Source organism: Pseudooctadecabacter sp., from assembly GCF_020627745.1.
Taxonomy (GTDB): domain Bacteria; phylum Pseudomonadota; class Alphaproteobacteria; order Rhodobacterales; family Rhodobacteraceae; genus Octadecabacter.
Genome location: NZ_JAHDGE010000004.1, coordinates 48,606 through 71,556, shown reverse-complemented (window position 1 = coordinate 71,556; position 22,951 = coordinate 48,606). Strand labels below are relative to the sequence as shown.

The following is a 22,951-nucleotide window of genomic DNA, read 5'->3' as shown; positions in this document are numbered from 1 at the left end:
TTCTGCGAAAATTTGGCCTCCGGCGGAGGTATTTGTGAACCAGAGAGGTCGAGCTGTCCCGGAAAACCTCCGGGGGAGGTTTTCAGGCGAGAACGGGCGGAGCCCAAAGCCGTCTTGGAAAGGCCCCAGTGGGGCGTTTCAGCCGAAGAATGGTCGGTGACCCGAGCCGTATTCGAAAGCCTTCAATAGGGGACGTCTCACACGGGTGCACGAAGAGACCGAAGGTCGACCTAGCTACCTCGCTCGGGATCGCCCCAATGGATTGGCGGTTTGCCCTGTGCCTTCAGCCAATCATTGACCGCGCTGAAGGGGCGCGTTCCGCGGAAAGCTTTGACCGACAGCGGCGAGGGGTGCGCGCTTTCATGGATCAGATGCGCGCCTGTGGGCGGGGCTGTGATGTGTTTGGCGAACCCGCGCGCGTGACCGCCCCACAGCACAAAGGCCCGTGGGCGATCGCCAAGGCGCATCAACACATCCCGCGTCAACGCGTTCCAGCCCAGTTTGGCGTGACCCTTGGCGGCCCCTTCGGGCACGGTCAGCGCGGTGTTGAGCAAGAGCACACCCTGTTGCGCCCAGTCGTCCAGGGTGGTTTTGGTGCGTTGTGCGCCGGTATCGCTTTCGATTTCCTTGAAAATATTGCCCAGGCTGTCCAGCCGCCCGGCGAAATCATCGCGGATTGAAAAGGCCAGACCGTCAGGTTTGCCACGGGTGTGGTAAGGGTCCTGTCCCAGGATCACGACACGGCAGTCGTCAGGCGCCACCAGCGCGAGGGCGCGAAAAACATCGTCCACAGGGGGCAGGATATGGCGCGTGTCAGCTTCGAGTGCCTGTTGCACGGCCGGAAAGGCCGTGTCCCAGAATGGCAGATCGGCCCAGCCAGGCAGGTCCGGCCGTGGCAGGATCACGCGGCTGATGTGATGCGCGCCAAGGTTTCAAGGCTGCGTTTGGCGGCCCCAGAATCGATGCTTTCAGCGGCCATGGCAGCCCCGGCCTTCAACCCCTCCACCTTGCCCGCGACCAGCAGTGCGGCGGCGGCATTCAGCAGCACCGCATCGCGGTAGGCGGAGGCTTCGCCGTCCAGCAGGGCGCGGAAGGCGCGGGCGTTGTCCGCCGGTGCGCCGCCCATGATCGCCTCAAATGGATGCACCGGCAGGCCTGCGTCTTCGGGGTGGACCTCACGCGCGACGATCATGCCGCCAGAAAGCGCCGCGACGGCGGTGGGGCCGGTGATCGTGATCTCATCGGTGCCATCGGAGCCATGCACAAGCCATGCGGCCTCCGACCCGAGTTCCTTGAGGGTTTCGGCCATGGGAAAGATCAGATCCGGCGCAAAGGCCCCGGTGAGTTGACGTTTGACGCCTGCGGGATTGGTCAGTGGCCCGAGGATGTTGAAGATCGTTTTGGTGCCCAACTCTTGCCGCACGGGCATCACGTGTTTGATCGCCGGATGGTGCATGGGGGCCATCATGAAGCCGATGCCGGCCTCGGCCAGACCGCGTTCGACCACATTGGCGCCCACCATGGTGTTCACCCCCATTTCCGTCAGCGCATCAGCGGCCCCGCTGAGCGAGCTGAGGTTTTTGTTGCCGTGTTTGGCCACCGGCACGCCTGCGCCTGCCACCACAAAGGCGGTGGCGGTCGAGATGTTGAGCGTTCCTTTGCCGTCGCCACCGGTGCCCACAATGTCGATCGCCCCGTGGGGCGCAGTCACAGGCACGCAGTTGGCGCGCATGACGGCGGCGGCGGCGGCGTATTCAGCCACGCTTTCGCCGCGTGTGCGCATGGCCATCAACAGGCCTGCCATCTGGGCGTGGGTGGCGGTGCCGTTGAAGAATTCCTCAAACGCAGCCTCGGCCTGGGCGCGGGCCAGAGGGCCTTCGGTGGCGGCGTGGATGATGGGTTTCATGGCATCGCTCATGCGGCGGCCCCTTCTTTGGCAGGCAGAATGTCGAGGAAGTTTTTCAGCATGGCATGGCCGTGCTCCGACCGGATGCTTTCGGGGTGAAACTGCACGCCGTGCATGGGCAGTTCGCGGTGCTGCAGGCCCATGATGGTGCCGTCCTCCAGCTCTGCCGTGACCTCAAGACAGTCGGGCAGGGTGGCGCGGTCGACAATCAGGGAATGATAACGCGTCGCCTCAAGCGGGGAGGGCAGGCCCGCAAAAACCGATGTGCCGGTGTGGTGCATGGTGCCCATTTTGCCGTGCACGATTTCATGGCAGCGGATGACCTTGCCGCCGAAGGCCTCACCGATGGTCTGGTGGCCAAGGCACACACCCATGAGGGGGGTTTTGGTTTCCGCTGCGGCTTTGGTCAGGGCCAGACAGATGCCCGCCTGCGCGGGATCGCAAGGACCCGGCGACAGCACGATGCCGGTGGCGCCCATGCCCATCGCCTCTTGCACGTCGATCTTGTCATTGCGGCGCACGACCACATCGGCGCCCAATTCCCCGAAATAATGCACCAGATTGTAGGTGAAGCTGTCGTAGTTGTCGATCAGGAGGAGCATGGATCCGCCGCCTTTGGATTGGGTTAATTTGGGGCTACCGCACACGGCCCGCCCGCTTGTATAGTCGCCACATACATGGGCCGGAGCGCGGGGGGGCGTCAAGGCCCGCAATCATCCGGCGCGGCCTGAACGGGGCCATAGGGCGACACGTCGGGGCAGTCGAGGACGAAGGGCAGATGCAGGGATTTTTAGGTGGGATCGTGACCGGCGGGCTGGTGTCTGTGCTGGCCTTGTCGGTGGTGTCCGTGGTCAGTGAGCAGCCAGCAGGTCTGACGCCGCCCGCGCCTCCGTTGGTGACTGCGCCCGAGGTTGAAGACACGCCCGCGACGGTGGAAGAGGACGGGCCGTCAACGCCTGTGGGAAGTCTGAGTATTGATGAACCGGTGGCCCCCGCTTTGCCCGGCGCGGAAGCGGCGGCAACGGAACCCGCAAGTCCGGCAGCGCAAGACGCTGATGCGACCGCGCCGCGTGCGGACACCGATCCGCTGGACGAACCCGATGTCGTGTCGATTGAGGGCACATTGCAAGCGCCCCGGACATCCCAGCCAGCAGGTGTTGTGGCCGAGCCGGTTGATCCGGTCCTGCCCAATCCGCAGTCACTGGCCCCGCAAGTGCCCGCCACGGAGGCCGATCTGACTGTTTCGACCGCGCCTGCGGCCCCTGTTCTGGTGGACGAACCCGATGAGCCCGCGCCCGAACCTGAGGCGGCGAATGAGGACACCACGGGCGAGGAGACGGCGGACGCCACGGCGCAAACCGGCGCGGGCCGCGATGCAGACGCCGGAGCACAAGCGGATGCCGCAAGCGAGGGTGACGTGGAAACGGGTGCGGGTGCAGATGACGTGGCCCCGCAAGAGGATGTCTTTGTCGTTGATCTGCCACAAACCGGCGCGCAAGAGGCCCCTGGCGAGGATCCGGTACAGGCGGATGATCTGGCGCTGGCCACACCGGCGGCCCCGCGGATCCAGCTGCAGGGGGATGGAAACACGCTGTTGAGTGACCGCGACACCGGTGTCACTGTGCGCCGTCCTGCGTCCGAGGCCCCCCCCGCCGAGGACGCCACCACCCCTGCTGCCCCGCCGCCCAGCGATGCGCTGACCCGCTTTGCGGCGACCTATCCGGACCCTGCGGGAAAGCCGCTGATGTCTGTGGCCCTGATTGACGACGGGTCCATGTCCGCGGCGGCTGCGGCGTTGTCTGGCCTGCCGTTTCCGGTGACGATCATTCTGGATGCCGCGCGTGCTGATGCGCCGGAGGCCATGCAAGCCTATCGCGACAGCGGGTACGAGGTGGCGGTAATGGCCAATTTGCCGGACGGGGCGCGTCCGCAGGATGTGGAAGTCACTTTTGAAAGTGTGTTCGCGGCCCTGCCCGAGGCTATCGCCGTTATCGACATGGGTCAGGGAGGGCTGCAATCGGACAGGGACGTTACTGCGCAGGCAATGGACATTCTGGCCGATCAGGGGCGCGGGTTTGTGACCGTGTCGCAGGGGCTGAACATGGCCGGACGCGCAGCCGAACAATCGGGCGTGCCCGCTGCCACGATCTACCGCGATCTGGACCCGGACGATCAGGATGCCCGTGTCATCCGCCGCTTTGTGGATCAGGCCGCGTTCCGCGCACGTCAGAACACCGGCGTGGTGCTGGTGGGCCGGGTGCGGCCCGACACGATTTCCGCGCTGATTTTGTGGGGGACCGCCAATGGCGGGGATCAGGTTGCGTTGGTCCCGCTGAGCGCTGTTCTAACGGCGCAATAGGACGATCTGCGATCGGCGCCTGCGGCGGGCGGGGCTAAAATTCTACGAATTTTAGCGGTGCGTTGGAATGGGCGCCGCCGTTCAGGCGCGGTTCGGCCTGTCGGATAGGGTCGATTTTAGGTATTTTAGAACCAGAGAATTCAAGCCGTCCCGTAAAGCCTCCAATGGAGGATTTCAGGCGAGAACGGGCGATGTCCAAACCCGTCCTAGAGCGGGCCCCAGCGGGACGTCTCAGGCCGGATCGGCCTGTCCGTTCCACATAGTCATGAATTGCCACCCCTGAAGGTGGCGGCATCGGCTGCGGCGCGGCGGATGGCGTTGGATTTGTGCACCGTCTCCATATATTCCGCCTCCGGATCGCTGTCATAGACCACACCGCCGCCCGCCTGAATATACAGCTGGTCGTCCTTCAACACCGCCGTGCGCAGGGCAATGCACATGTCCATGTCGCCGTTGGCGCTGAAGTACCCGCAGCCACCGCCGTAGATGCCGCGCTTTTCGGGTTCCAGTTCGTCGATAATCTCCATCGCGCGGACCTTGGGCGCGCCGGACACGGTGCCTGCGGGCATACCGGCAAAAAAGGCGCTGAGCGCGTCTTGATCGTCGGCCAGTTCACCGACCACATTGCTGACAATGTGCATCACATGGCTGTAGCGTTCGATGATGAATTGCTGGGTCGGGCGGACGGTGCCGATTTTGCTGACCTTGCCGGTGTCGTTGCGCCCCAGATCCAGCAGCATCAGATGTTCGGCCAGTTCCTTCTGGTCGGCCATCAGATCAGCCTCGTTCGCGCGGTCCTCTTCGGGGGTCGCGCCACGGGGGCGGGTGCCTGCGATGGGGCGGATCGTCACCTCATTGCCAAAGACCCGCACCAGAATTTCGGGACTGGCCCCGATAATGTGATAGCCGCCGTAGTTGAAAAAGAACATGAACGGCGACGGGTTGGTGCGGCGCAAGGAGCGGTAAAGCGCGAAAGGCGGTTCGCGGAACGTCTGGGTCCAGCGTTGGGCGGGCACCACCTGAAAGATATCACCGGCGCGGATGTAGTCCTTGGCCTTTTCCACCGCGGCCATGTAGCCGTCCTTGGTGAAATTGGACACAGGTTCAGCCTCGGTGCTGTCCTCAAAACTGGCCAGTTCGGCGGCGGGCACAGGCAATTCCAGCGCCCGTTGCGCGTCCATCACCCGTTCGGCGGCCTGCGCATAGGCGGCTTTGGCGGATTGACCGGTGCCTGCATAGGCGGGGGCCACGAGGATCACCTCGCCCTTTACCCCGTCCAGAACAGCCACCACCGAGGGCCGCAGCAGCACCGCATCGGGCAGGCCAAGCGGGTCGGGGTTCACGTCGGGCAGATGTTCCACCAGACGGATCATATCGTAGCCCAGATAGCCGAACAGCCCTGCCGATGCAGGGGGCAAATCCTCAGGCAGATCAATGCGGCTTTCGGCGATCAACGCGCGCAAATTGTCCAGCGGATCGCCCTGCTGGTCTTCAAACGCGTCGTCATCGAACCGCGCCTGGCGGTTGACGCGGCTTGTGGTGCCGTGACAGTCCCAGATCAGATCGGGTTTCATGCCGACGATGGAATAACGGCCGCGCACTTCGCCACCCGTGACGGATTCTAGCAAGAACGCATGTTTGCCCGCGCCATTCAGTTTCAGCATCAGCGACACCGGCGTGTCCAGATCGGCCGTCAGCCGCGTGTAGACGATCTGGTGGCGTCCGGCGTCAAAGCCCTGCGCAAAGGTCTGGAAATCAGGCGTCATGTCTTACCGGAAGTTCGAGTGGATGGCATTGATCGCGGCCTGATTCAGGTTCACATCCGTGTTGACCTGAATGTTGCGGGTATAGAGTTCGTAGATGTCCTGCGCGATGCCCTGGCTGGTGCTTTCGGCAATCGACGCGACTTCGGCGGCAAAGGCACTGTCGGTGTCGTCGGCTGCAGTCACCTCGTCCAGACGCACGATGATTGCCCCGCCAGTGTTGTCCAGCACACGCACATCGCCCGGTTCCATAGTGAAAACCTCCGTCAGGAAGGTGGGCGGCGTGCCATTGACGAACCCGCGCCGCGTAAGGTCGGTTTCCTGCACGGCGTCAAGATCGAGGGCCGCAAATTCCAGCCCCTCGCGCAGTTGGGCTGCGCGCGCCTCGGCCTCATCCACGATAGCTTGGGCCGTGGCCTCGGCCTCCCATCCGGCGATCACATCGGCGCGGATATCATCCAGCGGGGGCACCATGGGGGCGGTGATGTCAGTCACCTCAAGCGCGAAAAGGCCGCCGTCGTCCAGCTCCTCCACCTCGGCGAAATCGCCCACATCGGTGGCCGCCGCAACCTCACGGAAGCTGGCGTAGGCGGCGATGCCGTCGGTGACTTCGGTGGTCCACGTGATCTCACCCAGCTGCATTTCCGTCTGCTCTGCCACGTCCGACAGCTGTGCGCCCCCGGCCAGCAGGTTGGTGATCGGGTCGATCTGGTCTTCGATCAGGCGGCGCGCGCGGGCGGCGGCCTGATCTTCGCGCAGGTCGGGCAGGGCCTGTTCAAAGGTGATGTTGCGCGCGGCCAGAATGGCGTTCATGCGAAACAGCGCCGGTCCCAGATCGGACGGGAAGGGGCCAACGGTGTCGCCGGTTTCTGCGGCAAAGATCGCGGGGCCTGCGTCGTCCATCTGTGCCTCGGTTACATCGCCGATGTCCACATCGTTCAGGGTCAGGCCGCGTTCGGCCACCAGATCGGGGAACGTCGTCTCACCGGCTTCGATCTGGGCCAAAGCCTCCGCCGCAGCCTCTTCATCGGAAAACACCAGCCGTTCGACCAGACGGCGTTCGGGTTGCTGGAATTCTTCCAGACGGGCTTCATATTCGGCGCGCAATTCGTCTTCATCCACCGGAACATCGTCCTGGATCATGTCGGGCGTCAGCCAGACGTAGCGGATCTGGCGGGTTTCCGGCGTGCGGTAAAGATCGGGGTTTGCCTCATAATGGGTCTGCAAATCTTCCTCGGACGGCTCGGGCAGGGTGACTTCAACATCTGCATCCGCCAAGGGGGCCCATGTAAAAGTCCGGCCTTCGCGCGAAAACTGGGCCAGTGTTTCGGCATAGGTCAACGGGGCGGGGATGCCGGTGAACACAGCGCCCTGCACCATAGCGCGGGTGGCCTGATCGCGCAGGGTGCTTTCATATTCGCGCACGCTGAGTCCCGAACGCGACAGCGCCTCGCGGTATTGGGCGCGATCGAAAGATCCATCAAGTCCCCTGAACGCGGGATTGGCCAGCACCTGTTCGCTGATCACACGGTCGCCCACTGACAGGCCAAGATCAGCGGCTTCGTCATCCAGCGACCGCTGGCCCACAACCACCTGAAGGGCGGTGGCGGGGATACCCTGCGCCTCAGCCTCGGGGAAGGAAATCTGGCGGCCCTGCTGGGCCGAAGCGGAGGCAATCCGGTTTTGCAGTTCAAGGTAATATGTCTGCGCCGCAATCGGCTTGTCCCCTGCGGTGCCGATAGCGCGCACCGTGCCCGACAGCCCCGTGGCGCCAAAGCCCATAAGACCCACGAACAGCAGACCCATGATGATCCACACAAAGAAGTTCCGTGTTTTGCCTGCTTTGGCCATGTCGAGACGCCCCTGAAATCACGTTTGCACCTGAATAGGCGGGGGATGGGCGGGGTGCAAGCGGTGTTGGACCTAGCGCGGGGTGAAGGCCACCAAACGGTCGAACAAAGCGGTGATCCCGGCGCGGTCGACGTTGGCAAAGGCCACGCGCAGATGACGGGTGCCGCCGCCCGAAGGCATAAACATTGTCCCCGGAAGGGTAAGAACGCTCGCGTCCTGCACCAGTGTTTTGGCCAGCTCATCCGATGGGACATCAAAGGGATGTTTCAGATAGGCAAAATAGGCACCGCACCCCTCCAGTGCCCATCCCGTCGCGGTGAGCCTTGGCATCTGTTCTTCTATCGCGGCGCGCCTGTCGAGAATTTCAAGCCGTTCCCCTGCCAGCCAGTCACCAAGATTCTGCATGCCCCACAGGGCAGCGCGCTGGCCCAGCTGGTTGGGGCAGATGGTGACGGTGTCGAGGAACTTTTCCACCTCCGCCAGTCGCGCCCGGGACGCGATCATCGCGCCGACGCGGTGGCCCGTCAGACGGTAGGCCTTGGAGAAGGAGTAAAGATGGATCAGCGTTTCGTCCCAGTCGGGGTCCTCGAACAGGGGATGCGGCGCGCCATTGGCGGCCAGATCGCCGGTGGTGGCGACGCGGCTGTCAAAGTCGCGGTAGGTTTCGTCGATGATCAAGGCGAGGCCCTTCGACCGCGCGAGGGCGGCAAAAGCCTGCACCGTGGCGGCCGGATATTCGACCCCGCCGGGGTTGTTGGGCGTGACCAGAACAATCGCGCGGGTGCGGTCAGTGATCAGGGCGGCTGCGTCCTCGGCACTGGGCACCAAGGCGTCATGCGGCTCCAACGGGACCGTGCGCACACCTGCCATGTCCAGCCACATGCGGTGGTTGAAATAATACGGCACCGGCAGGATGACCTCATCGCCCTCGGCGCATAAAGTTGAAATCGCCGCCGTAAACGCCTGATTGCAGCCTGATGTGATCGCCACATGCGCGGCCTCAATCTTCCCCCCGTAAGAAGCCGACCAATCGGCGGCCACCTTTGCGCGCAGCTCCGGCAGACCCAGAACAGGCCCGTAGAGATGACTTTCGTCGTCTTCAACGACGATCCGCGCCAGTTCCTGACGCAGGGCCAGCGGCGGCGGGTCTACGGGTGCTGCCTGGCTGACATTTATGAGGGGCGTGTCTGCGAAATCCACCCCTTCCAGCCAGCGGCGCGCCTCCATCACGGGGGGCGAAAAGGTGGTCTGGGTGCGCGCAACAGTCATCTGGAGGCTCCGAGGTTGAGAGTGCGGGATGCCTCCGGCGGGAGTTGTATCGGCCAAGATGAAGGAGGGCGTGGTCCCCTGTTTCATCTGGCCCGGAAAACTCCCCCCGGAGGGCCGATCGGCGTCTAGTCCTTACCCCGGTAAGGTTCGACATATTGCAAGGCCATGTCCCACGGGAAAAAAATCCACGTATCCTGGCTGACGCCGGTGATGAAGGTGTCCACCTGCGGCTCGCCTTCGGGTTTGGCATAAACGGTGGCGAAATGCGCCTTCGGGTAGAGGCTGCGCACCAGTTCGAGGGTTTTGCCGCTGTCGACAAGGTCATCAATGATCAGGATGCCGGTGCCGTCGCCCATCATGTCCGTGTCAGGCGATTTCAGGACTTGTGCCTCGCGCCGTTGGTCCGCGGCCCCGCCGCCCGAATGGTAGGACACCACGGAAATGGTATCGACCGTGCGCACGTCCAGTTCGCGCGCCACGATCATCGCAGGCGCCATCCCGCCACGGGTGATCGCCACCACCGCGCGCCAGGCGCCGTCATCGGGGCCTTTGCCATCCAGCCGCCATGCCAGGGCGCGGCTGTCGCGGTGGATTTGGTCCCATGAGATGTGGAAGCCTTTTTCGTGGGGCAGGCGGCCCTCTGGGCTGGTGCTCATGGGATCAATCCTTGTTGGGGGACATGTCGGGGGCGTCGACGGCTTTCATGCCGACCACGTGGTAGCCCGCATCGACGTGGTGGGTCTCACCGGTCACACCCGCGCTGAGGTCGGACAAAAGATAGAGGGCGGAGCCGCCGACCTCATCAATGGTCACATTCTTGCGCAGGGGTGAATTGTATTCGTTCCACTTCAGAATGTAGCGGAAATCGCCGATGCCGGAGGCGGCCAAAGTCTTGATCGGACCCGCCGAGATGGCATTGACGCGGATGCCGTCCTTGCCCAGATCCTCAGCCATGTAGCGCACGGAGGCCTCAAGGGCCGCTTTGGCCACGCCCATGACATTGTAATGGGGCATGATCCGTTCGGCGCCATAATAGGTCAGCGTGATCGCGCTGCCGCCCGCGTTCATCATCTTTTCGGCGCGCTGCATCACGGAGGTGAAGGAATAGACCGAGATGTCCATGGTCATCATGAAATTGTCGCGGCTGGTGTCCACATAGCGGCCGCGCAATTCGTTTTTGTCTGAAAAGCCAATGGCATGGACAACGAAGTCAATCGTCTCCCATTTTTCCTTGATGCCTTGGAACAGCGCGTCAATGGACGCCTCGTCGGCCACATCGCAGGGCAGCACCATGTCCGAGCCCAGCTTTTCCGCCAGCGGCCCCACACGTTTTTTAAGCGCCTCGCCCTGGTAGGAGAACGCAAGTTCGGCCCCGGCCTCGGACAGGGCTTTGGCGATCCCCCATGCGATGGATTTGTCATTGGCCAGCCCCATAATCAGGCCGCGTTTCCCCTGCATCAAATTGGATGACATAGCTTTCCTTTCGGCCCCGACGGCGCCTGATAAATGTCTTGTGGGTTTGGTTTAGGCGATAGGGCTGGGGGCTTCAAGACACCGGGCGTTTGCTGCTTGACGTCCCTCGGTGCGGTGCCACCTTAAGGCAAAGCAGTGTTGGATAGGACAGACCATGGCAGACCGAAGCGGCAAATTTGCAGGCGAAGATCCCTTCGAGATCGTGCGCACCTGGATGGCGGAGGCCACGGAGGCGGAAATCAATGACCCCAACGCGATTGCCTTGTCCACCGTCGATGCGGACGGGCTGCCCAACGCGCGCATGGTGCTGCTGAAAGATGTGGAAAGCGACGGGCAGGGCGACGGTGCCTTTGTCTTTTACACCAATTACGGCAGCCAGAAGGGACGCGAACTGGACGCATCGGGAAAGGCCGCATTTGTGATGCACTGGAAATCCCTGAGACGGCAAATTCGCGTGCGCGGGACCGTCACACGGGAGGACGGAGAGGCCGCAGACGCGTATTTTGCGTCCCGGAGTCTCAAAAGTCGACTGGGGGCTTGGGCGTCAGACCAGTCGGCGCCTTTGTCGTCACGCGCGGCCCTTGTGGCGGAGGTTGCCAAGGTGACGGCGACCAGAGGCACGAACCCCGATCGCCCGCCCTTCTGGGGGGGATTTCGAATCTCGCCCGTGGAAATCGAATTTTGGGCCGATGGCGACTTTCGGTTGCATGATCGTTTCAGGTGGTCCCGCATAAGTCGAAATGACCCTTGGGAAATCGACCGGTTAAACCCATAATTTTCACGCGACGTGAAAATTTGGAGGCGGAAACGCTTGTATTTCTTGCCGTTCGGGTCCACCGTAAGTCTCAAGTGAGATCCCGCGCACAACAATATTACGCGTGGGTGGGGACAAAAAATGACTGATGAAACGACGACCGCTCGCCCTGTGGGGGGGCAAGTGAAATGGTTCGATCCAACCAAGGGCTTCGGGTTTATCGTCGCCGAAAGTGGCGGACCGGATATCCTGCTTCATGCCAACGTGCTGCGCAACTTTGGGCAAAGCTCCGTGGCGGAGGGGGCAAAGATCACCGTGCATGTGGTGGAGACCGATCGCGGGCTTCAGGCCAGCGATGTGGTCTCAATAGACCAACCATCAGATGTTGCGGTTGCGACCCTGTCTGATTTTGCGGATTTTGACCCCGCCGAAATCGCCGGAACGCCGGTGGAGCCCGCCCGCGTGAAGTGGTTCGACAAGGCCAAGGGGTTCGGCTTTGCGAATGTCTTTGGCAAATCCGCTGACGTCTTTGTGCATGTCGAGGTCTTGCGTCGCGCTGGTCTGGCTGATCTGTTGCCCGGCGAAGCCATCGCGCTGCGGGCCATCGAGGGCAAACGCGGGCTGATGGCCGCTGAGGTTTTGCCATGGGAAAGCGCGGACTGACATCTTACCTGTGTGGTGCAGTGCTGATGGCGGGGACCGCCATGGCCGACTGTGATGCCGGAACCCTCGCGCTGCGGGGGGATTTCGGCGAAGTGCGGTTTTCTGTTGATGTGGCCGATGATGCGTCCGAACGGGCGCAGGGGCTGATGTTCGTCGAAGAGATGGGCACGTTCGAGGGCATGTTGTTTGTCTTCGAGGCCCCGCAAACCACCAGTTTCTGGATGCGCAATACGCTGATCCCCCTTGATATGGTGTTCATCGGGGCCGATGGCGTGGTCGATCATATTCACGAAAACGCCGTTCCGCTGGACGAAACCCCGATCTTCGGCGGGGACGACATACAATATGTGCTTGAGGTGAATGGCGGGTTGTCGGCCCGCTTGGGTCTTTCTGTGGGCGATGAGGTTCAGCACCCCAGTGTTGCGGGCAATGTCCTTTGGCCGTGCGACTAGCTTTTCGCGCTTTTGTCAACTTTACCCCTTTTCAAATCAGGCCGCAGGTTTTAGACGAGGCCTCGGTTCGGGGCGTGGCGCAGCCTGGTAGCGCACCTGTTTTGGGTACAGGGGGTCGGATGTTCGAATCATCTCGCCCCGACCACATTTTCAAAACCCAACTTACCCAAGTTAAGCATTGGCCGTCCCCTCGGGGGCGGCCGCTTGCGTTTTGGGGCATCGTCAGAGAGGTGCGCCGCCTGCATCCACCAAAAGCCGTGCCAGTTCTGCCTCGATCCGTTCATCGGGGAACCGGACCTGCTGCGCGCCGCCTTCGCGACGGGGCACGCGGATGTAGCTGTCTGCTGTTACCAGATACCCTGCCGTGTCCTGTAATCCGCTGAAGGCAATTACAAAACGGGGCAGGTCCTCGACCGTGCCGTCAAATTGCAAGATCAAGGCTGCCGCGGTCTGCGGGTCGGGCAACGATTCGCAGCGGACCTCGTTTTCATCCGGACGCACCACATCCTGCCCCGGACCATCGCAAACGGCGCCGGCTGCAAAGAACAAACCGGCAGGGTAGCCTTCAAAATAGGCCTGTTGCGCGCCTGCTGGCTGTGCCCCGGCGGCAAAGGACCCACCAGATGATGTGGTTTCTGCGCAGCCTGCCGCCAAAAGACCCAGTCCGAAAATCAGATGTTTCATTGCACAGGCCCCTAGATGATGCGTGACCACAGTGACACAGTTTGACCGAGGAACAAGGGGGGCGTCGGGCCATGCGCAAACCACGTCCTACCTGTGGATAAGTGATGTAGTTTCTAAACTTTGCGGCTTAGTGCGCTGTCATTTCACAGGATTTTCCAAACGGCGGTTTTGGGCGTCCACCCTGACATCCCTGTGCGCAAGCCTGAGGGGGAATCGGGGACAGCATTTGCCAGATCTTCGTTAACCATGGGTCAAGGATATTTAATCCATATTTAGGGTAAAAATTTCGTTGACCCCCTAGGTGTAGATGCGTCACCTTGTGCGGGCTGGATGAGACGCCACAACATATAGTGGTGAGGCCAGCGTGGGACAGGTTACAACACCTCAGTGCACCCTACGGTGATCTGACAGTGCTTCGCTTCGATTTTGAAGGCGGATGTATCATGCCCCACGCCATTGCCACCTCATCCGGCACGATTTTGAGACCCCCGACAGCGGGGTCTGGGACGGGACATATCATTCGCCGCAACGCCGGCACGATTACACAGGGGCAAGACACAATGAAAATCGAACGCAACTTTACGAAATCCGGACAGGACGCTTACGCAGAGGTCGCATTCAAATCCGCCACCTCCGAAATCCGCAATCCGGACGGGACGATTGTGTTCAAACTCGACGATTGTGAAATCCCCCAAGCCTGGAGCCAGGTGGCCTCTGACGTGATCGCGCAGAAATACTTCCGCAAGGCAGGTGTGCCCTCCGCAACCGTGAAGGTCGAAGAAAAAGACGTGCCAGAGTTTTTGTGGCGGTCCGTGCCTGCAGAGGGCGCGACCATGGACGGCGAAACCTCCGCCAAGCAGGTGTTCGACCGGTTGGCTGGCGCATGGACGTACTGGGGCTGGAAGGGTGGCTATTTCACCACCGAAGAAGACGCGCGCACGTACTTTGACGAAATGCGCTACATGCTGGCAACCCAGCGTGCCGCCCCCAATAGCCCCCAGTGGTTCAACACCGGCCTGCACTGGGCCTACGGCATCGACGGCCCCGCGCAGGGCCACCACTATGTGGATTACAAGACCGGCAAGCTGACGAAATCCACGTCCTCCTACGAACATCCCCAGCCGCACGCCTGTTTCATTCAGTCGGTCGCTGACGATCTGGTCAACGACGGCGGCATCATGGATTTGTGGGTGCGTGAGGCGCGCCTGTTCAAATACGGTTCCGGCACCGGCACCAACTTTTCCTCACTGCGTGGCGAAGGCGAGCCACTGTCGGGCGGTGGCAAGTCGTCTGGTTTGATGGGCTTTTTGAAGATCGGCGATCGTGCAGCCGGCGCTATCAAATCAGGCGGCACCACGCGCCGCGCGGCCAAAATGGTGATTGTCGACGCCGACCACCCCGATATCGAGGAATTCATCAACTGGAAGGTGCTGGAAGAGCAGAAAGTGGCGTCCATCGTCGCCGGTTCCAAAATGCACGAAGCCAAGCTGAACCTGATTTTCGGCGCGATCCAGGGCTGGGACGGGGCAGAGGCCGACGCCTATGACCCCAAAAAGAATGTTCAGCTGAAAGACGCCATTCGCGAGGCCAAAAAGGTCATGATCCCGGAGACTTACGTCAAGCGGGTTCTGGATTATGCACGGCAGGGGCATACGTCGATTGAATTTCCGACCTATGACACCGATTGGGATAGCGAGGCCTATAACTCCGTCTCCGGCCAGAACTCCAACAACTCGATCCGTGTGACAGACGCCTTCCTCAAGGCCGTCGAAGAGGACGCCAACTGGAAGCTGATCAACCGCCGCAACGGTGAGGTCGCCAAGGTGATCAAAGCCCGCGATCTGTGGGAAAAGGTCGGCCACGCCGCATGGGCCTGTGCCGATCCGGGCATCCAGTACCACGACACGGTCAACGCATGGCACACATGCCCCGAAGACGGCGCGATCCGCGGGTCCAACCCGTGTTCTGAATACATGTTCCTCGACGACACGGCCTGTAACCTTGCCTCGATGAACCTGCTGACCTTCTACAAAGACGGCGAATTCCAGGTTGAGGATTACATGCACGCCTCCCGTCTGTGGACGGTCACGCTGGAAATTTCGGTCATGATGGCGCAGTTCCCATCGAAAGAAATCGCCCAGCGGTCCTATGACTTCCGCACGCTGGGTCTGGGCTATGCCAACATCGGCGGCCTGCTGATGAACATGGGGCTGGGGTATGACAGCGACGAAGGCCGCGCCTTGGCCGGTGCGCTGACCGCGATCATGACCGGTGTATCCTATGCCACCTCCGCTGAGATGGCGGGTGAGCTGGGCCCGTTCCCGGGCTACAAAAAGAACGCCGACCACATGTTGCGCGTCATCCGCAACCACCGCAACGCGGCCTACGGTGCGACCGAAGGGTATGAGGCGCTGGACATCAAACCAGTGGCCCTTGACCATGCCAACTGCCCCGAAGCCCGCCTGATCGACATTGCCATGTCGACATGGGATGAGGCGCTGAAGCTGGGTGAGAAGCACGGCTACCGCAACGCGCAATCCACCGTGATCGCGCCCACCGGCACCATCGGTCTGGTCATGGATTGCGACACCACGGGAATCGAGCCTGACTTCGCGCTGGTGAAGTTCAAAAAGCTCGCCGGTGGTGGGTATTTCAAGATCATCAACCAGTCCGTGCCTGCGGCCTTGGCAAAGCTGGGCTATTCCTCCAGCCAGTCTGAGGAAATCGTGTCCTACGCCGTGGGCCACGGCACCTTGGGCAATGCACCGGGCATCAACCACACATCGCTGGTGGGCCACGGGTTTGGTCAGGCAGAAATTGATAAAATCGAAGCCGCGCTGCCATCCGCCTTCGACATCCGTTTCGTGTTCAACCAGTGGACACTGGGCGAAGACTTCTGCAAAGACGTCCTCGGCATTCCTGCCGACAAGCTGAACGATCCGACGTTCGACCTTCTGAAATCCCTGGGCTTTTCCAAGGCCGATGTGGACGCCGCCAATGACCACGTCTGTGGCACCATGACGCTGGAAGGTGCGCCGCACCTGAAGGAAGAACACTATGTGGTCTTCGACTGCGCCAACCCCTGCGGCAAAAAGGGCAAACGTTTCTTGTCCGTCAACAGCCACATCGACATGATGGCCGCCGCACAGTCGTTTATCTCGGGTGCGATCTCCAAGACGATCAACATGCCCAACGATGCCACCATCGAGGATTGCCAAAAGGCGTATGAGCGCAGCTGGGCCATGGGGATCAAGGCGAACGCCTTGTACCGTGACGGGTCCAAACTGTCCCAGCCACTGGCCGCAGCCCTGATCGAGGACGACGACGAAGCCGCCGAAATCCTTGAGAGCGGCAACACGATGGAAAAGGCGCAAGTCATCGCCGAAAAGATCATCGAAAAGGTCGTCATCAAAGAGGTCATCAAATCGCACCGCGAAAAGATGCCCGAGCGCCGCAAGGGCTACACCCAGAAGGCCATCGTCGGCGGGCACAAAGTCTATCTGCGCACCGGCGAATATGAGGACGGCAACCTCGGTGAGATCTTCATCGACATGCACAAGGAAGGCGCTGGTTTCCGCGCGATGATGAACAACTTCGCCATCGCCGTGTCCGTGGGCCTGCAATACGGTGTCCCGCTGGAGGAGTTCGTGGATGCCTTCACCTTCACCAAGTTCGAACCCGCTGGCATGGTTCAGGGCAACGACAGCATCAAGAATGCGACGTCGATCCTTGACTATATCTTCCGCGAACTGGCTGTGTCCTACCTCGACCGGACCGATCTGGCCCACGTCAAACCCGAAGGCGCGTCCTTCGACAGCCTTGGCCGTGGCGAAGAAGAAGGCGTAAGCAACATCTCCGAGCCATCCGAGAGTGCGGCCACCAAGTCCCTCGAGGTCCTCAAGCAGATCAGCTCCACCGGATACCTGCGCAAGCGCGTCCCCAACGAGTTGGTCGTCCTGCAAGGCGGCGCAGGTGCTGTGGCCTTCACCGATGGGGCCGATGCCGCTGTCGCACTTGATACGCTGGCCCCAGCCGTGGCCGCAGGCGGCGGGATGGCGCAAGCGACGGCTGTGTCCACCGGCACCGTCAGCATGTCCGCCCGCGATAAGGCGAAGATGCAGGGCTACGAAGGCGACCCGTGCGGCGAATGCGGCAACTACACGCTGGTGCGCAACGGCACCTGCATGAAGTGCAACACATGCGGCGGCACGTCGGGGTGTAGCTGATAGAACACCGCGCATCTTTCGAGGCGCGCGGGGACGTCTTGGCCGCAGGCAGAATACCGGGCGGTACACTAGAATGAGCCAAGATGGCGAGACTAACGGGAGGGCTTCGGTCCTCCCTTTTTTGTCGAATTGGCTTCGCCAATCCGACCCGCGCGGGCAAGCCCGCGTTTTGGCGTTTTCACGGTGTGTGGCGGTGACCGGTCGAACGGGAGGATTTGCATATTTTTGAACCAAAGAAGCGGGGCCGGTGCGCAGACCACAAGCGACGGCGTTAAGGTTAATGCGTCTTGAATTCAGTACGCTACAGCTGGAAGGTGGAACTGCTTTGGGCTCCCCCCGTTGTCGGCCGACACCTTTCCCCGGAGGTTTTCCGGGACGCCTCGGGTCTCCGACCATTCCTCGGCTGAAACGCCCCACTGGGGTCTTTTCGAGACAGCCCTTGGCTCCGCCCGCTTTTGCCTGAACCCCTCAACTGGAGGCTTTCCGGGACGGCTCAAGCTCTCTGGTTCCCAAATACCTCCGCCGGAGGCGCACGTTCGCGGGCCTGCGATCCGGTTAGCGGATATCGAAACCGGCCTCGGCGAGTTCAAATCCGTCAAATGAGAATCCCGGGCTGACGGTACAGCCGACCAGCGTCCAGTCGCCCGTTGTTTCTGCGGCCTGCCACCAGTCTTTGGGAACAATCCCTTGCGGACGTTCGCCCGCTGCAAGATCAGGGCCAAGGCGGATGTCGGCCCTCGGCCCCGCGTCAGTTTCCGCCAGTTTAAGACGCAGCGGGGCACCGGCGTAGTAGTGCCAGATTTCCACCGCATCGACCCTGTGCCAATGGCTGGGTTTTCCGGCCTCGAGCAGGAAATAGATGCAGGTGCCATGGGGGCGGTTTGTGGCGGTGTCATCGACCCAGGTCTGGCGATAGTGCCCGCCTTCGGGATGGGGCGACAGGTTCAGGGCGGCGATGATATCTTGTGCTGTCATGGTCCTAGGTTAGGCTGTCCGCAAACAGGACCCAAGGGGGTATGTCATGAAAACGATCATTGTGGGTGCGGGGATCATCGGGGCCAGCATCGCGTGGCATCTCGCCCGTGCGGGGGCACAGGTTGTGGTCATTGACGGAGGGATGCCCGCCGCGACTTCGGCCTCGTTCGGCTGGATCAACGCCAGCTTCTATGCCGATGCGCACCATCACAACCTGCGGGCGGCCAGTTTGCGAGGATATCGCCGTTTGATGACCCATCTGCCTGATTTGCCCGTTTCATTTTGCGGCGCATGGTGGTGGGAAGAACAGGGTGAGGCGCTATATCGGATGAAGTCCGACCTGCAAGATCATGAATATGCTGTAGAATATCTATCCAAAGCATGGGCTGAAAAGGCGCAGCCGGACCTTGAGGGTGTGCCTGATGATCTTCTGGTTTTTCCGTCCGAAGCCGCCGCCGACGCAGCCGCGGTCGCCGACCGGCTTTTGCGATCTTCGGGGGCGCAGGTGTTGCGTGGGGTGAGGGTTAACGGTCTTCTGGGGGCAGAGAAAATCACAGGGGTTGTGACCTCTGTCGGGGATGTCGAAGGTGACCGCGTGGTAATCGCCGCTGGCAACGGGGCGCCGGATATTCTGCAGACCGCAGGGGTAAACCTGCCCATGCTCACCCGACCGGGCGTTCTGGTCACGACACGGCCGGTTGATGCGTGCATCACGCCAATCCTTGTGACGCCCCATGGGGAGGTTCGCCAGTTGCCAGACGGCCGGCTTCTGGCGTCAGCGGTGGCCAACCATCAAGGTGACGACGCGTCCGAGGTTTTCGAAACACCTGACGCCATCGCCGCCCGGGTCATGGGCTGGCTGAGCCCGATGATCCGGGGCGGGGTGTCCGGTTGGGATGAGGTCACGCTGGCCTACAGGCCGGTGCCTGAGGACGGCCTGCCGGTGATCGGTGCAGCAGGGCCGGAGGGCCTGCATGTGGCGGTGATGCATTCGGGCGTGACACTGGCCGCAGTCGTGGGCGAGGTTACAGCGGCAGAGGTTTTGGGGCAGGCGACCAATGCCCAAACCGATCTGGTGACGCCCTACAGGCCAGACCGGTTCCAATAGCAAAAGGCCCCCGCGTTTGCAGGGGCCTTTGCGCATTTTCAGTGTCTTACTTAAGGATCGAACGGCCGGCGTAAACGGCGGTCTCGCCCAGCATTTCTTCAATGCGGATCAACTGGTTATACTTCGCCAGCCGGTCCGACCGCGCCAGCGATCCGGTCTTGATCTGGCCGCAGTTTGTGGCCACGGCGAGGTCTGCAATCGTTGCATCCTCAGTCTCACCGGACCGGTGCGACATCACATTGGTAAAGCGCGCGCGGTGGGCCATGTCGACGGCGGTCAGTGTCTCGGTCAGGGTGCCGATCTGGTTGACCTTGACCAACATGGAATTGGCGGATCCGCGTTCGATGCCCATGGACAGGCGGGCAGGGTTGGTCACGAACAAGTCGTCACCGACCAGCTGGATTTTGTCGCCCAAACGGTCGGTCAGGGCCTTCCAGCCGTCCCAATCGTCCTCGGACATGCCGTCTTCGATGGAGATGATCGGGTAGTCGTCACACAGAGCCGCCAAATAGGCTGCGTTTTCCTCGGACGTGAGGGATTTGCCTTCGCCCTTCATCTCATACTTGCCGTCTTTGTAGTATTCCGTCGCCGCGCAATCCAAGGCCAGATAGATGTCTTCGCCCGGCGTGTAGCCCGCCTTTTCGATGGATTTGAGGATGAAATCCAATGCCGCACGGGTTGAGCTGATGTCAGGGGCAAAGCCGCCCTCATCGCCGATGCCTGTGCTGAGGCCTGCGGCCGACAACTCGCCCTTCAATGTGTGGAACACTTCGGACCCCATGCGCACCGCTTCCGCGATGGAGGTGGCGGACACCGGCATGATCATGAATTCCTGAATATCAATCGGATTATCAGCATGTTCGCCGCCGTTGATGATGTTCATCATCGGGACAGGCAGGGTGCGTGCTGCGGTGCCGCCGATGTAGCGGAACAGCGGCTGCGCGGTGAATTCTGCGGCGGCCTTGGCCACAGCCATGGACACGCCGAGGATCGCATTGGCGCCCAGACGGCCCTTGTTGTCGGTCCCGTCCAATTCGATCATGGCCATGTCGATGGCGACCTGTTCGGTGGCGTCAAAGCCGAGGATTGCTTCGGCGATTTCGCCGTTCACGGCGGCCACGGCCTGCAACACGCCTTTGCCTTTGTAACGGGATTTGTCACCGTCGCGCTTTTCCACCGCTTCGTGGACACCTGTTGAGGCCCCCGATGGCACCGCCGCACGGCCCAGCGTTCCGTCCTCAAGGGTCACGTCGACCTCAACCGTGGGGTTGCCGCGACTGTCGAGGATTTCGCGGGCGTGGATGTCGATGATGGTGGCCATGGTCTGGGACTCCTGTAATCTGTTAGCGCAAACAGCGCATCTGTTACCGCCCCTATATCGTGCCCTTTGACGCTTGGGAAGGGCGGCGCAGGCGTGCCTCCCGCAGGAGGGTGAAAAGACCGGCTGCAATGACAATGGCAACGCCCACCAAGGTCAGCGCATCGGGGAATTCCGCGAAAAACAGCGCGCCGATGACAAGCGCGAAGAGCATGCGGCTGTAGCGGAACGAGGAGATAAATGCCGCATCGCCCGCCCGAGTGGCCGCAATAATCGCCAGATAGGCGACCATGCCCACGAAGACGCACAGCACCAGCACGGACCATTCGTAGGGCGTGGGCCAGACGAGCGATTGGCCCCAGACCACGCACAGCAACAGGCCCGCTGGCACCAAGCCGATGAAGGCCGCGATGCTCAGGTGAGGGCCGGAAATGTCGGATTTCAGATTGCGTGTCACCAGATCGCGCGCGGCCAACCCCAGCATCCCGATGATGGCCAGCAAGACCAGCGGATCAAACCCGGACGCACCCGGTTTCACGATCAGCAAGACACCGGCAAAGCCGATCAAAATAGCGACCCAGCGCCGCCAGCCCACCTGTTGGCCCAAGAACAGCGCGGCCCCCATGGCGACCACCAGCGGTGTCGCCTGAATGATGGCAGACGCCAGTGTCAGATCAATCAAGGCGAGCGATGAGACAAAGAAAATCGATCCCAGCGCCTCCAACCCTGATCGCAACACCACCTTGGGGCGGCGTTGTTCGGTCACGAACACAGGTTGACCCGTGGCCAACAGCCAACCGGCAAAGGCCACGATGCCACCCAAGCCGATGAAGGCGATGATCTGGCCTGCAGGCACGGTGCCCGACAGCCCCTTGATCAAGGCGTCCTCAATGGCGAACCCCAACATGGAGGCGGTCATCAGGGCTGCGCCGCGCAGGTTTTCCATCAGTCTTTCAACCGCACCAACAGGTTGTTCCCGCTCGATTTTGTTTCGATATCGCGCAGGGCCTTGGCCAGCCCGCTCAGTTTGCCATGGCCATAACTGCGCGGGTCGAAATCGGGATGGGCCGCCAAAATCATCGACCCCACGCCACCCAGATTGTACCAGTCGTCCTCGGTGTCGATGCGGTTCATGGCCTCAACAAACAGATCATAAGCCTCTGACAGTTTGTTGTTCTGCTTTTCGGGCACCGCCTCTTTCACATCGGCCTGAACAAGGTTTTCGATCAGGATAAACCGGTTGCAGACATTGCGCAGGCTGTCGGGCGTCTTCGCCTCGCCAATGCCAATCACGCTCAACCCGTCTTCCCGCAGCCGGTTGGCCAGCGCGGTGAAATCACTGTCCGAGGACACCAGCACAAAACCGTCAAACTTGGCCGTGTGCAAAATGTCCATGGCGTCGATCACCAGCCCGATGTCCGAGGCGTTCTTTTGCCGCGTGTTGGCCGTTTCCTGACGCGCCACGAACCCCAGCGACGGGATGATCTTGGACCAGCCTTTCAGCATGTCCGACGACCAGTCGCCATAGACGCGGCGCAGGGCAGGTTCCCCGATGCGCGCGACCTCTTTGAGGATCGCCTCGGCGTGTTTGGCAGGTACATTGTCCGCGTCGATCAACACGGCCAGAAGGGGACGATCGTCAGCCATTCTTGGCTCCTTTCTTGACCCCGTAAAGTTCAAGCCGGTGGCCTTTGAGGTCATACCCCAGCTTGTCTGCGATGCGGTCCTGCAAGGCTTCGATTTCGGCGTCGATAAATTCGATCACCTCACCCGATTGCAAATCAATCAGGTGGTCGTGATGTTCCCCGCCGGCTGTCTCATACCGCGCGCGCCCGTCGCCGAAATCATGCTTTTCCAGAATGCCCGATTCCTCGAACAGTTTTACGGTCCGGTAGACCGTGGCCAATGAAATACGCGGGTCCTTGGCAGAGGCACGGGCATAAAGCTCCTCCACATCCGGGTGATCATCGGCATCCTCCAACACCCCCGCAATGGTGCGGCGTTGGTCGGTCAGGCGCAGGCCACGGGCCTCACATCGGGACAGGATCGTATCGGTCATGGGCTGCGGTGTAGGCCAAAGCCCCAAACGGGGCCAGCCTTGAATTTTGAAAATGCCATGGGCGCGCTCTTTACCCCAGATTAAGGTTAAC

Annotated in this window: 20 protein-coding genes and 1 tRNA gene; 7 read left to right on the top strand and 14 right to left on the bottom strand. The window is 61.5% G+C overall.

Going from position 1 to position 22,951, the window contains the following annotated elements:
- Positions 1 to 230: 230 nt before the first annotated feature.
- From QZ653_RS03035 to QZ653_RS03025, 3 genes are read right to left on the bottom strand one after another with little or no spacing between them, the layout of a single operon-like run.
- Positions 231 to 905 (bottom strand): uracil-DNA glycosylase, encoded by a 675-nt coding sequence (locus tag QZ653_RS03035; RefSeq protein ID WP_296417505.1) that lies wholly within the window; start codon positions 903 to 905, stop codon positions 231 to 233.
- Positions 902 to 1,918 (bottom strand): anthranilate phosphoribosyltransferase, encoded by a 1,017-nt coding sequence (trpD, locus tag QZ653_RS03030; protein ID WP_296417504.1) that lies wholly within the window; start codon positions 1,916 to 1,918, stop codon positions 902 to 904. The genes QZ653_RS03035 and trpD overlap by 4 nt, the downstream gene beginning before the upstream one ends.
- On the bottom strand, positions 1,915 to 2,508 hold the full coding sequence (locus QZ653_RS03025; RefSeq protein WP_296417503.1) for an anthranilate synthase component II: 594 nt from the start codon (positions 2,506 to 2,508) through the stop codon (positions 1,915 to 1,917). Before QZ653_RS03025 ends, trpD begins: the two co-directional genes overlap by 4 nt.
- A 176-nt stretch (positions 2,509 to 2,684) precedes the next feature.
- Between QZ653_RS03025 and QZ653_RS03020 the strand changes: the two genes are divergently transcribed.
- Positions 2,685 to 4,265 carry a divergent polysaccharide deacteylase family protein gene (locus QZ653_RS03020; protein WP_296417502.1) on the top strand — a complete coding sequence of 527 codons (1,581 nt, stop codon included), beginning with the start codon at positions 2,685 to 2,687 and terminating at the stop codon, positions 4,263 to 4,265.
- Positions 4,266 to 4,528: 263 nt separating this feature from the next.
- Here QZ653_RS03020 and trpE read toward each other — a convergent pair whose 3' ends face one another.
- The 5 genes from trpE to fabI all read right to left on the bottom strand — a co-directional run bounded on the left by trpE (position 4,529) and on the right by fabI (position 10,621).
- Positions 4,529 to 6,031 (bottom strand): anthranilate synthase component I, encoded by a 1,503-nt coding sequence (gene trpE / locus QZ653_RS03015; protein ID WP_296417501.1) that lies wholly within the window; start codon positions 6,029 to 6,031, stop codon positions 4,529 to 4,531.
- 3 nt (positions 6,032 to 6,034) lie between these two features.
- Positions 6,035 to 7,879, bottom strand: coding sequence for a peptidylprolyl isomerase (locus tag QZ653_RS03010; RefSeq protein WP_296417500.1), 1,845 nt, complete (start codon positions 7,877 to 7,879; stop codon positions 6,035 to 6,037).
- A gap of 72 nt (positions 7,880 to 7,951) precedes the next feature.
- The gene (locus QZ653_RS03005) at positions 7,952 to 9,148 is read right to left on the bottom strand and encodes an aminotransferase (protein WP_296417499.1); all 1,197 of its coding nucleotides are present in this window, start codon (positions 9,146 to 9,148) and stop codon (positions 7,952 to 7,954) included.
- Positions 9,149 to 9,273: 125 nt separating this feature from the next.
- A complete protein-coding gene (gene gpt, locus QZ653_RS03000; protein ID WP_296417498.1) occupies positions 9,274 to 9,804 on the bottom strand; it encodes a xanthine phosphoribosyltransferase in 531 nt (176 codons plus the stop codon).
- Positions 9,805 to 9,808: 4 nt separating this feature from the next.
- Entirely contained in the window at positions 9,809 to 10,621 is an 813-nt protein-coding gene (gene fabI, locus QZ653_RS02995) for an enoyl-ACP reductase FabI (protein WP_296417497.1), read from the bottom strand.
- A gap of 154 nt (positions 10,622 to 10,775) precedes the next feature.
- On the opposite strand from fabI, the gene pdxH reads away from it, so the two are divergent.
- From pdxH to QZ653_RS02975, 4 genes are all read left to right on the top strand, one after another.
- Positions 10,776 to 11,396 carry a pyridoxamine 5'-phosphate oxidase gene (gene pdxH / locus QZ653_RS02990; RefSeq protein WP_296417496.1) on the top strand — a complete coding sequence of 207 codons (621 nt, stop codon included), beginning with the start codon at positions 10,776 to 10,778 and terminating at the stop codon, positions 11,394 to 11,396.
- A 120-nt stretch (positions 11,397 to 11,516) separates the two neighbouring features.
- Complete coding sequence (locus QZ653_RS02985; protein ID WP_296417495.1) at positions 11,517 to 12,038, top strand: cold-shock protein; 522 nt, start codon at positions 11,517 to 11,519, stop codon at positions 12,036 to 12,038.
- The gene (locus QZ653_RS02980; RefSeq protein WP_296417494.1) at positions 12,020 to 12,490 is read left to right on the top strand and encodes a DUF192 domain-containing protein; all 471 of its coding nucleotides are present in this window, start codon (positions 12,020 to 12,022) and stop codon (positions 12,488 to 12,490) included. Before QZ653_RS02985 ends, QZ653_RS02980 begins: the two co-directional genes overlap by 19 nt.
- Before the next feature lie 68 nt (positions 12,491 to 12,558).
- Positions 12,559 to 12,635: transfer RNA gene (locus QZ653_RS02975), tRNA-Pro, on the top strand.
- 77 nt (positions 12,636 to 12,712) lie between these two features.
- Here the strand turns inward: QZ653_RS02975 and QZ653_RS02970 are convergent.
- A complete protein-coding gene (locus QZ653_RS02970) occupies positions 12,713 to 13,174 on the bottom strand; it encodes a hypothetical protein (protein ID WP_296417493.1) in 462 nt (153 codons plus the stop codon).
- A 560-nt stretch (positions 13,175 to 13,734) separates the two neighbouring features.
- Between QZ653_RS02970 and QZ653_RS02965 the strand changes: the two genes are divergently transcribed.
- Positions 13,735 to 17,400, top strand: a complete 3,666-nt coding sequence (locus tag QZ653_RS02965) for a vitamin B12-dependent ribonucleotide reductase (protein WP_296417492.1) — start codon at positions 13,735 to 13,737, stop codon at positions 17,398 to 17,400.
- Between the two features lie 555 nt (positions 17,401 to 17,955).
- Here the strand turns inward: QZ653_RS02965 and QZ653_RS02960 are convergent.
- Complete coding sequence (locus QZ653_RS02960) at positions 17,956 to 18,375, bottom strand: cupin domain-containing protein (protein ID WP_296417491.1); 420 nt, start codon at positions 18,373 to 18,375, stop codon at positions 17,956 to 17,958.
- Positions 18,376 to 18,421: 46 nt separating this feature from the next.
- Between QZ653_RS02960 and QZ653_RS02955 the strand changes: the two genes are divergently transcribed.
- Positions 18,422 to 19,483 carry an NAD(P)/FAD-dependent oxidoreductase gene (locus tag QZ653_RS02955; RefSeq protein WP_296417490.1) on the top strand — a complete coding sequence of 354 codons (1,062 nt, stop codon included), beginning with the start codon at positions 18,422 to 18,424 and terminating at the stop codon, positions 19,481 to 19,483.
- A 46-nt stretch (positions 19,484 to 19,529) separates the two neighbouring features.
- Here the strand turns inward: QZ653_RS02955 and eno are convergent, their stop codons facing one another.
- The 4 genes from eno to QZ653_RS02935 are packed head-to-tail and all read right to left on the bottom strand — an operon-like array spanning position 19,530 to position 22,860.
- Positions 19,530 to 20,804, bottom strand: coding sequence for a phosphopyruvate hydratase (eno, locus tag QZ653_RS02950; RefSeq protein WP_296417489.1), 1,275 nt, complete (start codon positions 20,802 to 20,804; stop codon positions 19,530 to 19,532).
- Positions 20,805 to 20,856: 52 nt separating this feature from the next.
- Positions 20,857 to 21,747, bottom strand: a complete 891-nt coding sequence (locus QZ653_RS02945; protein ID WP_296417488.1) for a DMT family transporter — start codon at positions 21,745 to 21,747, stop codon at positions 20,857 to 20,859.
- A complete protein-coding gene (locus tag QZ653_RS02940) occupies positions 21,747 to 22,448 on the bottom strand; it encodes an NYN domain-containing protein (protein WP_296417487.1) in 702 nt (233 codons plus the stop codon). The genes QZ653_RS02945 and QZ653_RS02940 overlap by 1 nt, the downstream gene beginning before the upstream one ends.
- Complete coding sequence (locus QZ653_RS02935; RefSeq protein WP_296417486.1) at positions 22,441 to 22,860, bottom strand: Fur family transcriptional regulator; 420 nt, start codon at positions 22,858 to 22,860, stop codon at positions 22,441 to 22,443. The genes QZ653_RS02940 and QZ653_RS02935 overlap by 8 nt, the downstream gene beginning before the upstream one ends.
- Positions 22,861 to 22,951 lie beyond the last annotated feature (91 nt).

What these genes read in the sequence shown, in the direction of transcription:
- trpD (WP_296417504.1), bottom strand. Translation starts at nt 1,918, where the DNA reads ATGAGCGATGCCATGAAACCCATCATCCACGCCGCCACCGAAGGCCCT.
- QZ653_RS03025 (WP_296417503.1), bottom strand. Translation starts at nt 2,508, where the DNA reads ATGCTCCTCCTGATCGACAACTACGACAGCTTCACCTACAATCTGGTG.
- QZ653_RS03020 (WP_296417502.1), top strand. Translation starts at nt 2,685, where the DNA reads ATGCAGGGATTTTTAGGTGGGATCGTGACCGGCGGGCTGGTGTCTGTG.
- trpE (WP_296417501.1), bottom strand. Translation starts at nt 6,031, where the DNA reads ATGACGCCTGATTTCCAGACCTTTGCGCAGGGCTTTGACGCCGGACGC.
- QZ653_RS03010 (WP_296417500.1), bottom strand. Translation starts at nt 7,879, where the DNA reads ATGGCCAAAGCAGGCAAAACACGGAACTTCTTTGTGTGGATCATCATG.
- QZ653_RS03005 (WP_296417499.1), bottom strand. Translation starts at nt 9,148, where the DNA reads ATGACTGTTGCGCGCACCCAGACCACCTTTTCGCCCCCCGTGATGGAG.
- gpt (WP_296417498.1), bottom strand. Translation starts at nt 9,804, where the DNA reads ATGAGCACCAGCCCAGAGGGCCGCCTGCCCCACGAAAAAGGCTTCCAC.
- fabI (WP_296417497.1), bottom strand. Translation starts at nt 10,621, where the DNA reads ATGTCATCCAATTTGATGCAGGGGAAACGCGGCCTGATTATGGGGCTG.
- pdxH (WP_296417496.1), top strand. Translation starts at nt 10,776, where the DNA reads ATGGCAGACCGAAGCGGCAAATTTGCAGGCGAAGATCCCTTCGAGATC.
- QZ653_RS02985 (WP_296417495.1), top strand. Translation starts at nt 11,517, where the DNA reads ATGACTGATGAAACGACGACCGCTCGCCCTGTGGGGGGGCAAGTGAAA.
- QZ653_RS02980 (WP_296417494.1), top strand. Translation starts at nt 12,020, where the DNA reads ATGGGAAAGCGCGGACTGACATCTTACCTGTGTGGTGCAGTGCTGATG.
- QZ653_RS02970 (WP_296417493.1), bottom strand. Translation starts at nt 13,174, where the DNA reads ATGAAACATCTGATTTTCGGACTGGGTCTTTTGGCGGCAGGCTGCGCA.
- QZ653_RS02965 (WP_296417492.1), top strand. Translation starts at nt 13,735, where the DNA reads ATGAAAATCGAACGCAACTTTACGAAATCCGGACAGGACGCTTACGCA.
- QZ653_RS02960 (WP_296417491.1), bottom strand. Translation starts at nt 18,375, where the DNA reads ATGACAGCACAAGATATCATCGCCGCCCTGAACCTGTCGCCCCATCCC.
- QZ653_RS02955 (WP_296417490.1), top strand. Translation starts at nt 18,422, where the DNA reads ATGAAAACGATCATTGTGGGTGCGGGGATCATCGGGGCCAGCATCGCG.
- eno (WP_296417489.1), bottom strand. Translation starts at nt 20,804, where the DNA reads ATGGCCACCATCATCGACATCCACGCCCGCGAAATCCTCGACAGTCGC.
- QZ653_RS02945 (WP_296417488.1), bottom strand. Translation starts at nt 21,747, where the DNA reads ATGGAAAACCTGCGCGGCGCAGCCCTGATGACCGCCTCCATGTTGGGG.
- QZ653_RS02940 (WP_296417487.1), bottom strand. Translation starts at nt 22,448, where the DNA reads ATGGCTGACGATCGTCCCCTTCTGGCCGTGTTGATCGACGCGGACAAT.
- QZ653_RS02935 (WP_296417486.1), bottom strand. Translation starts at nt 22,860, where the DNA reads ATGACCGATACGATCCTGTCCCGATGTGAGGCCCGTGGCCTGCGCCTG.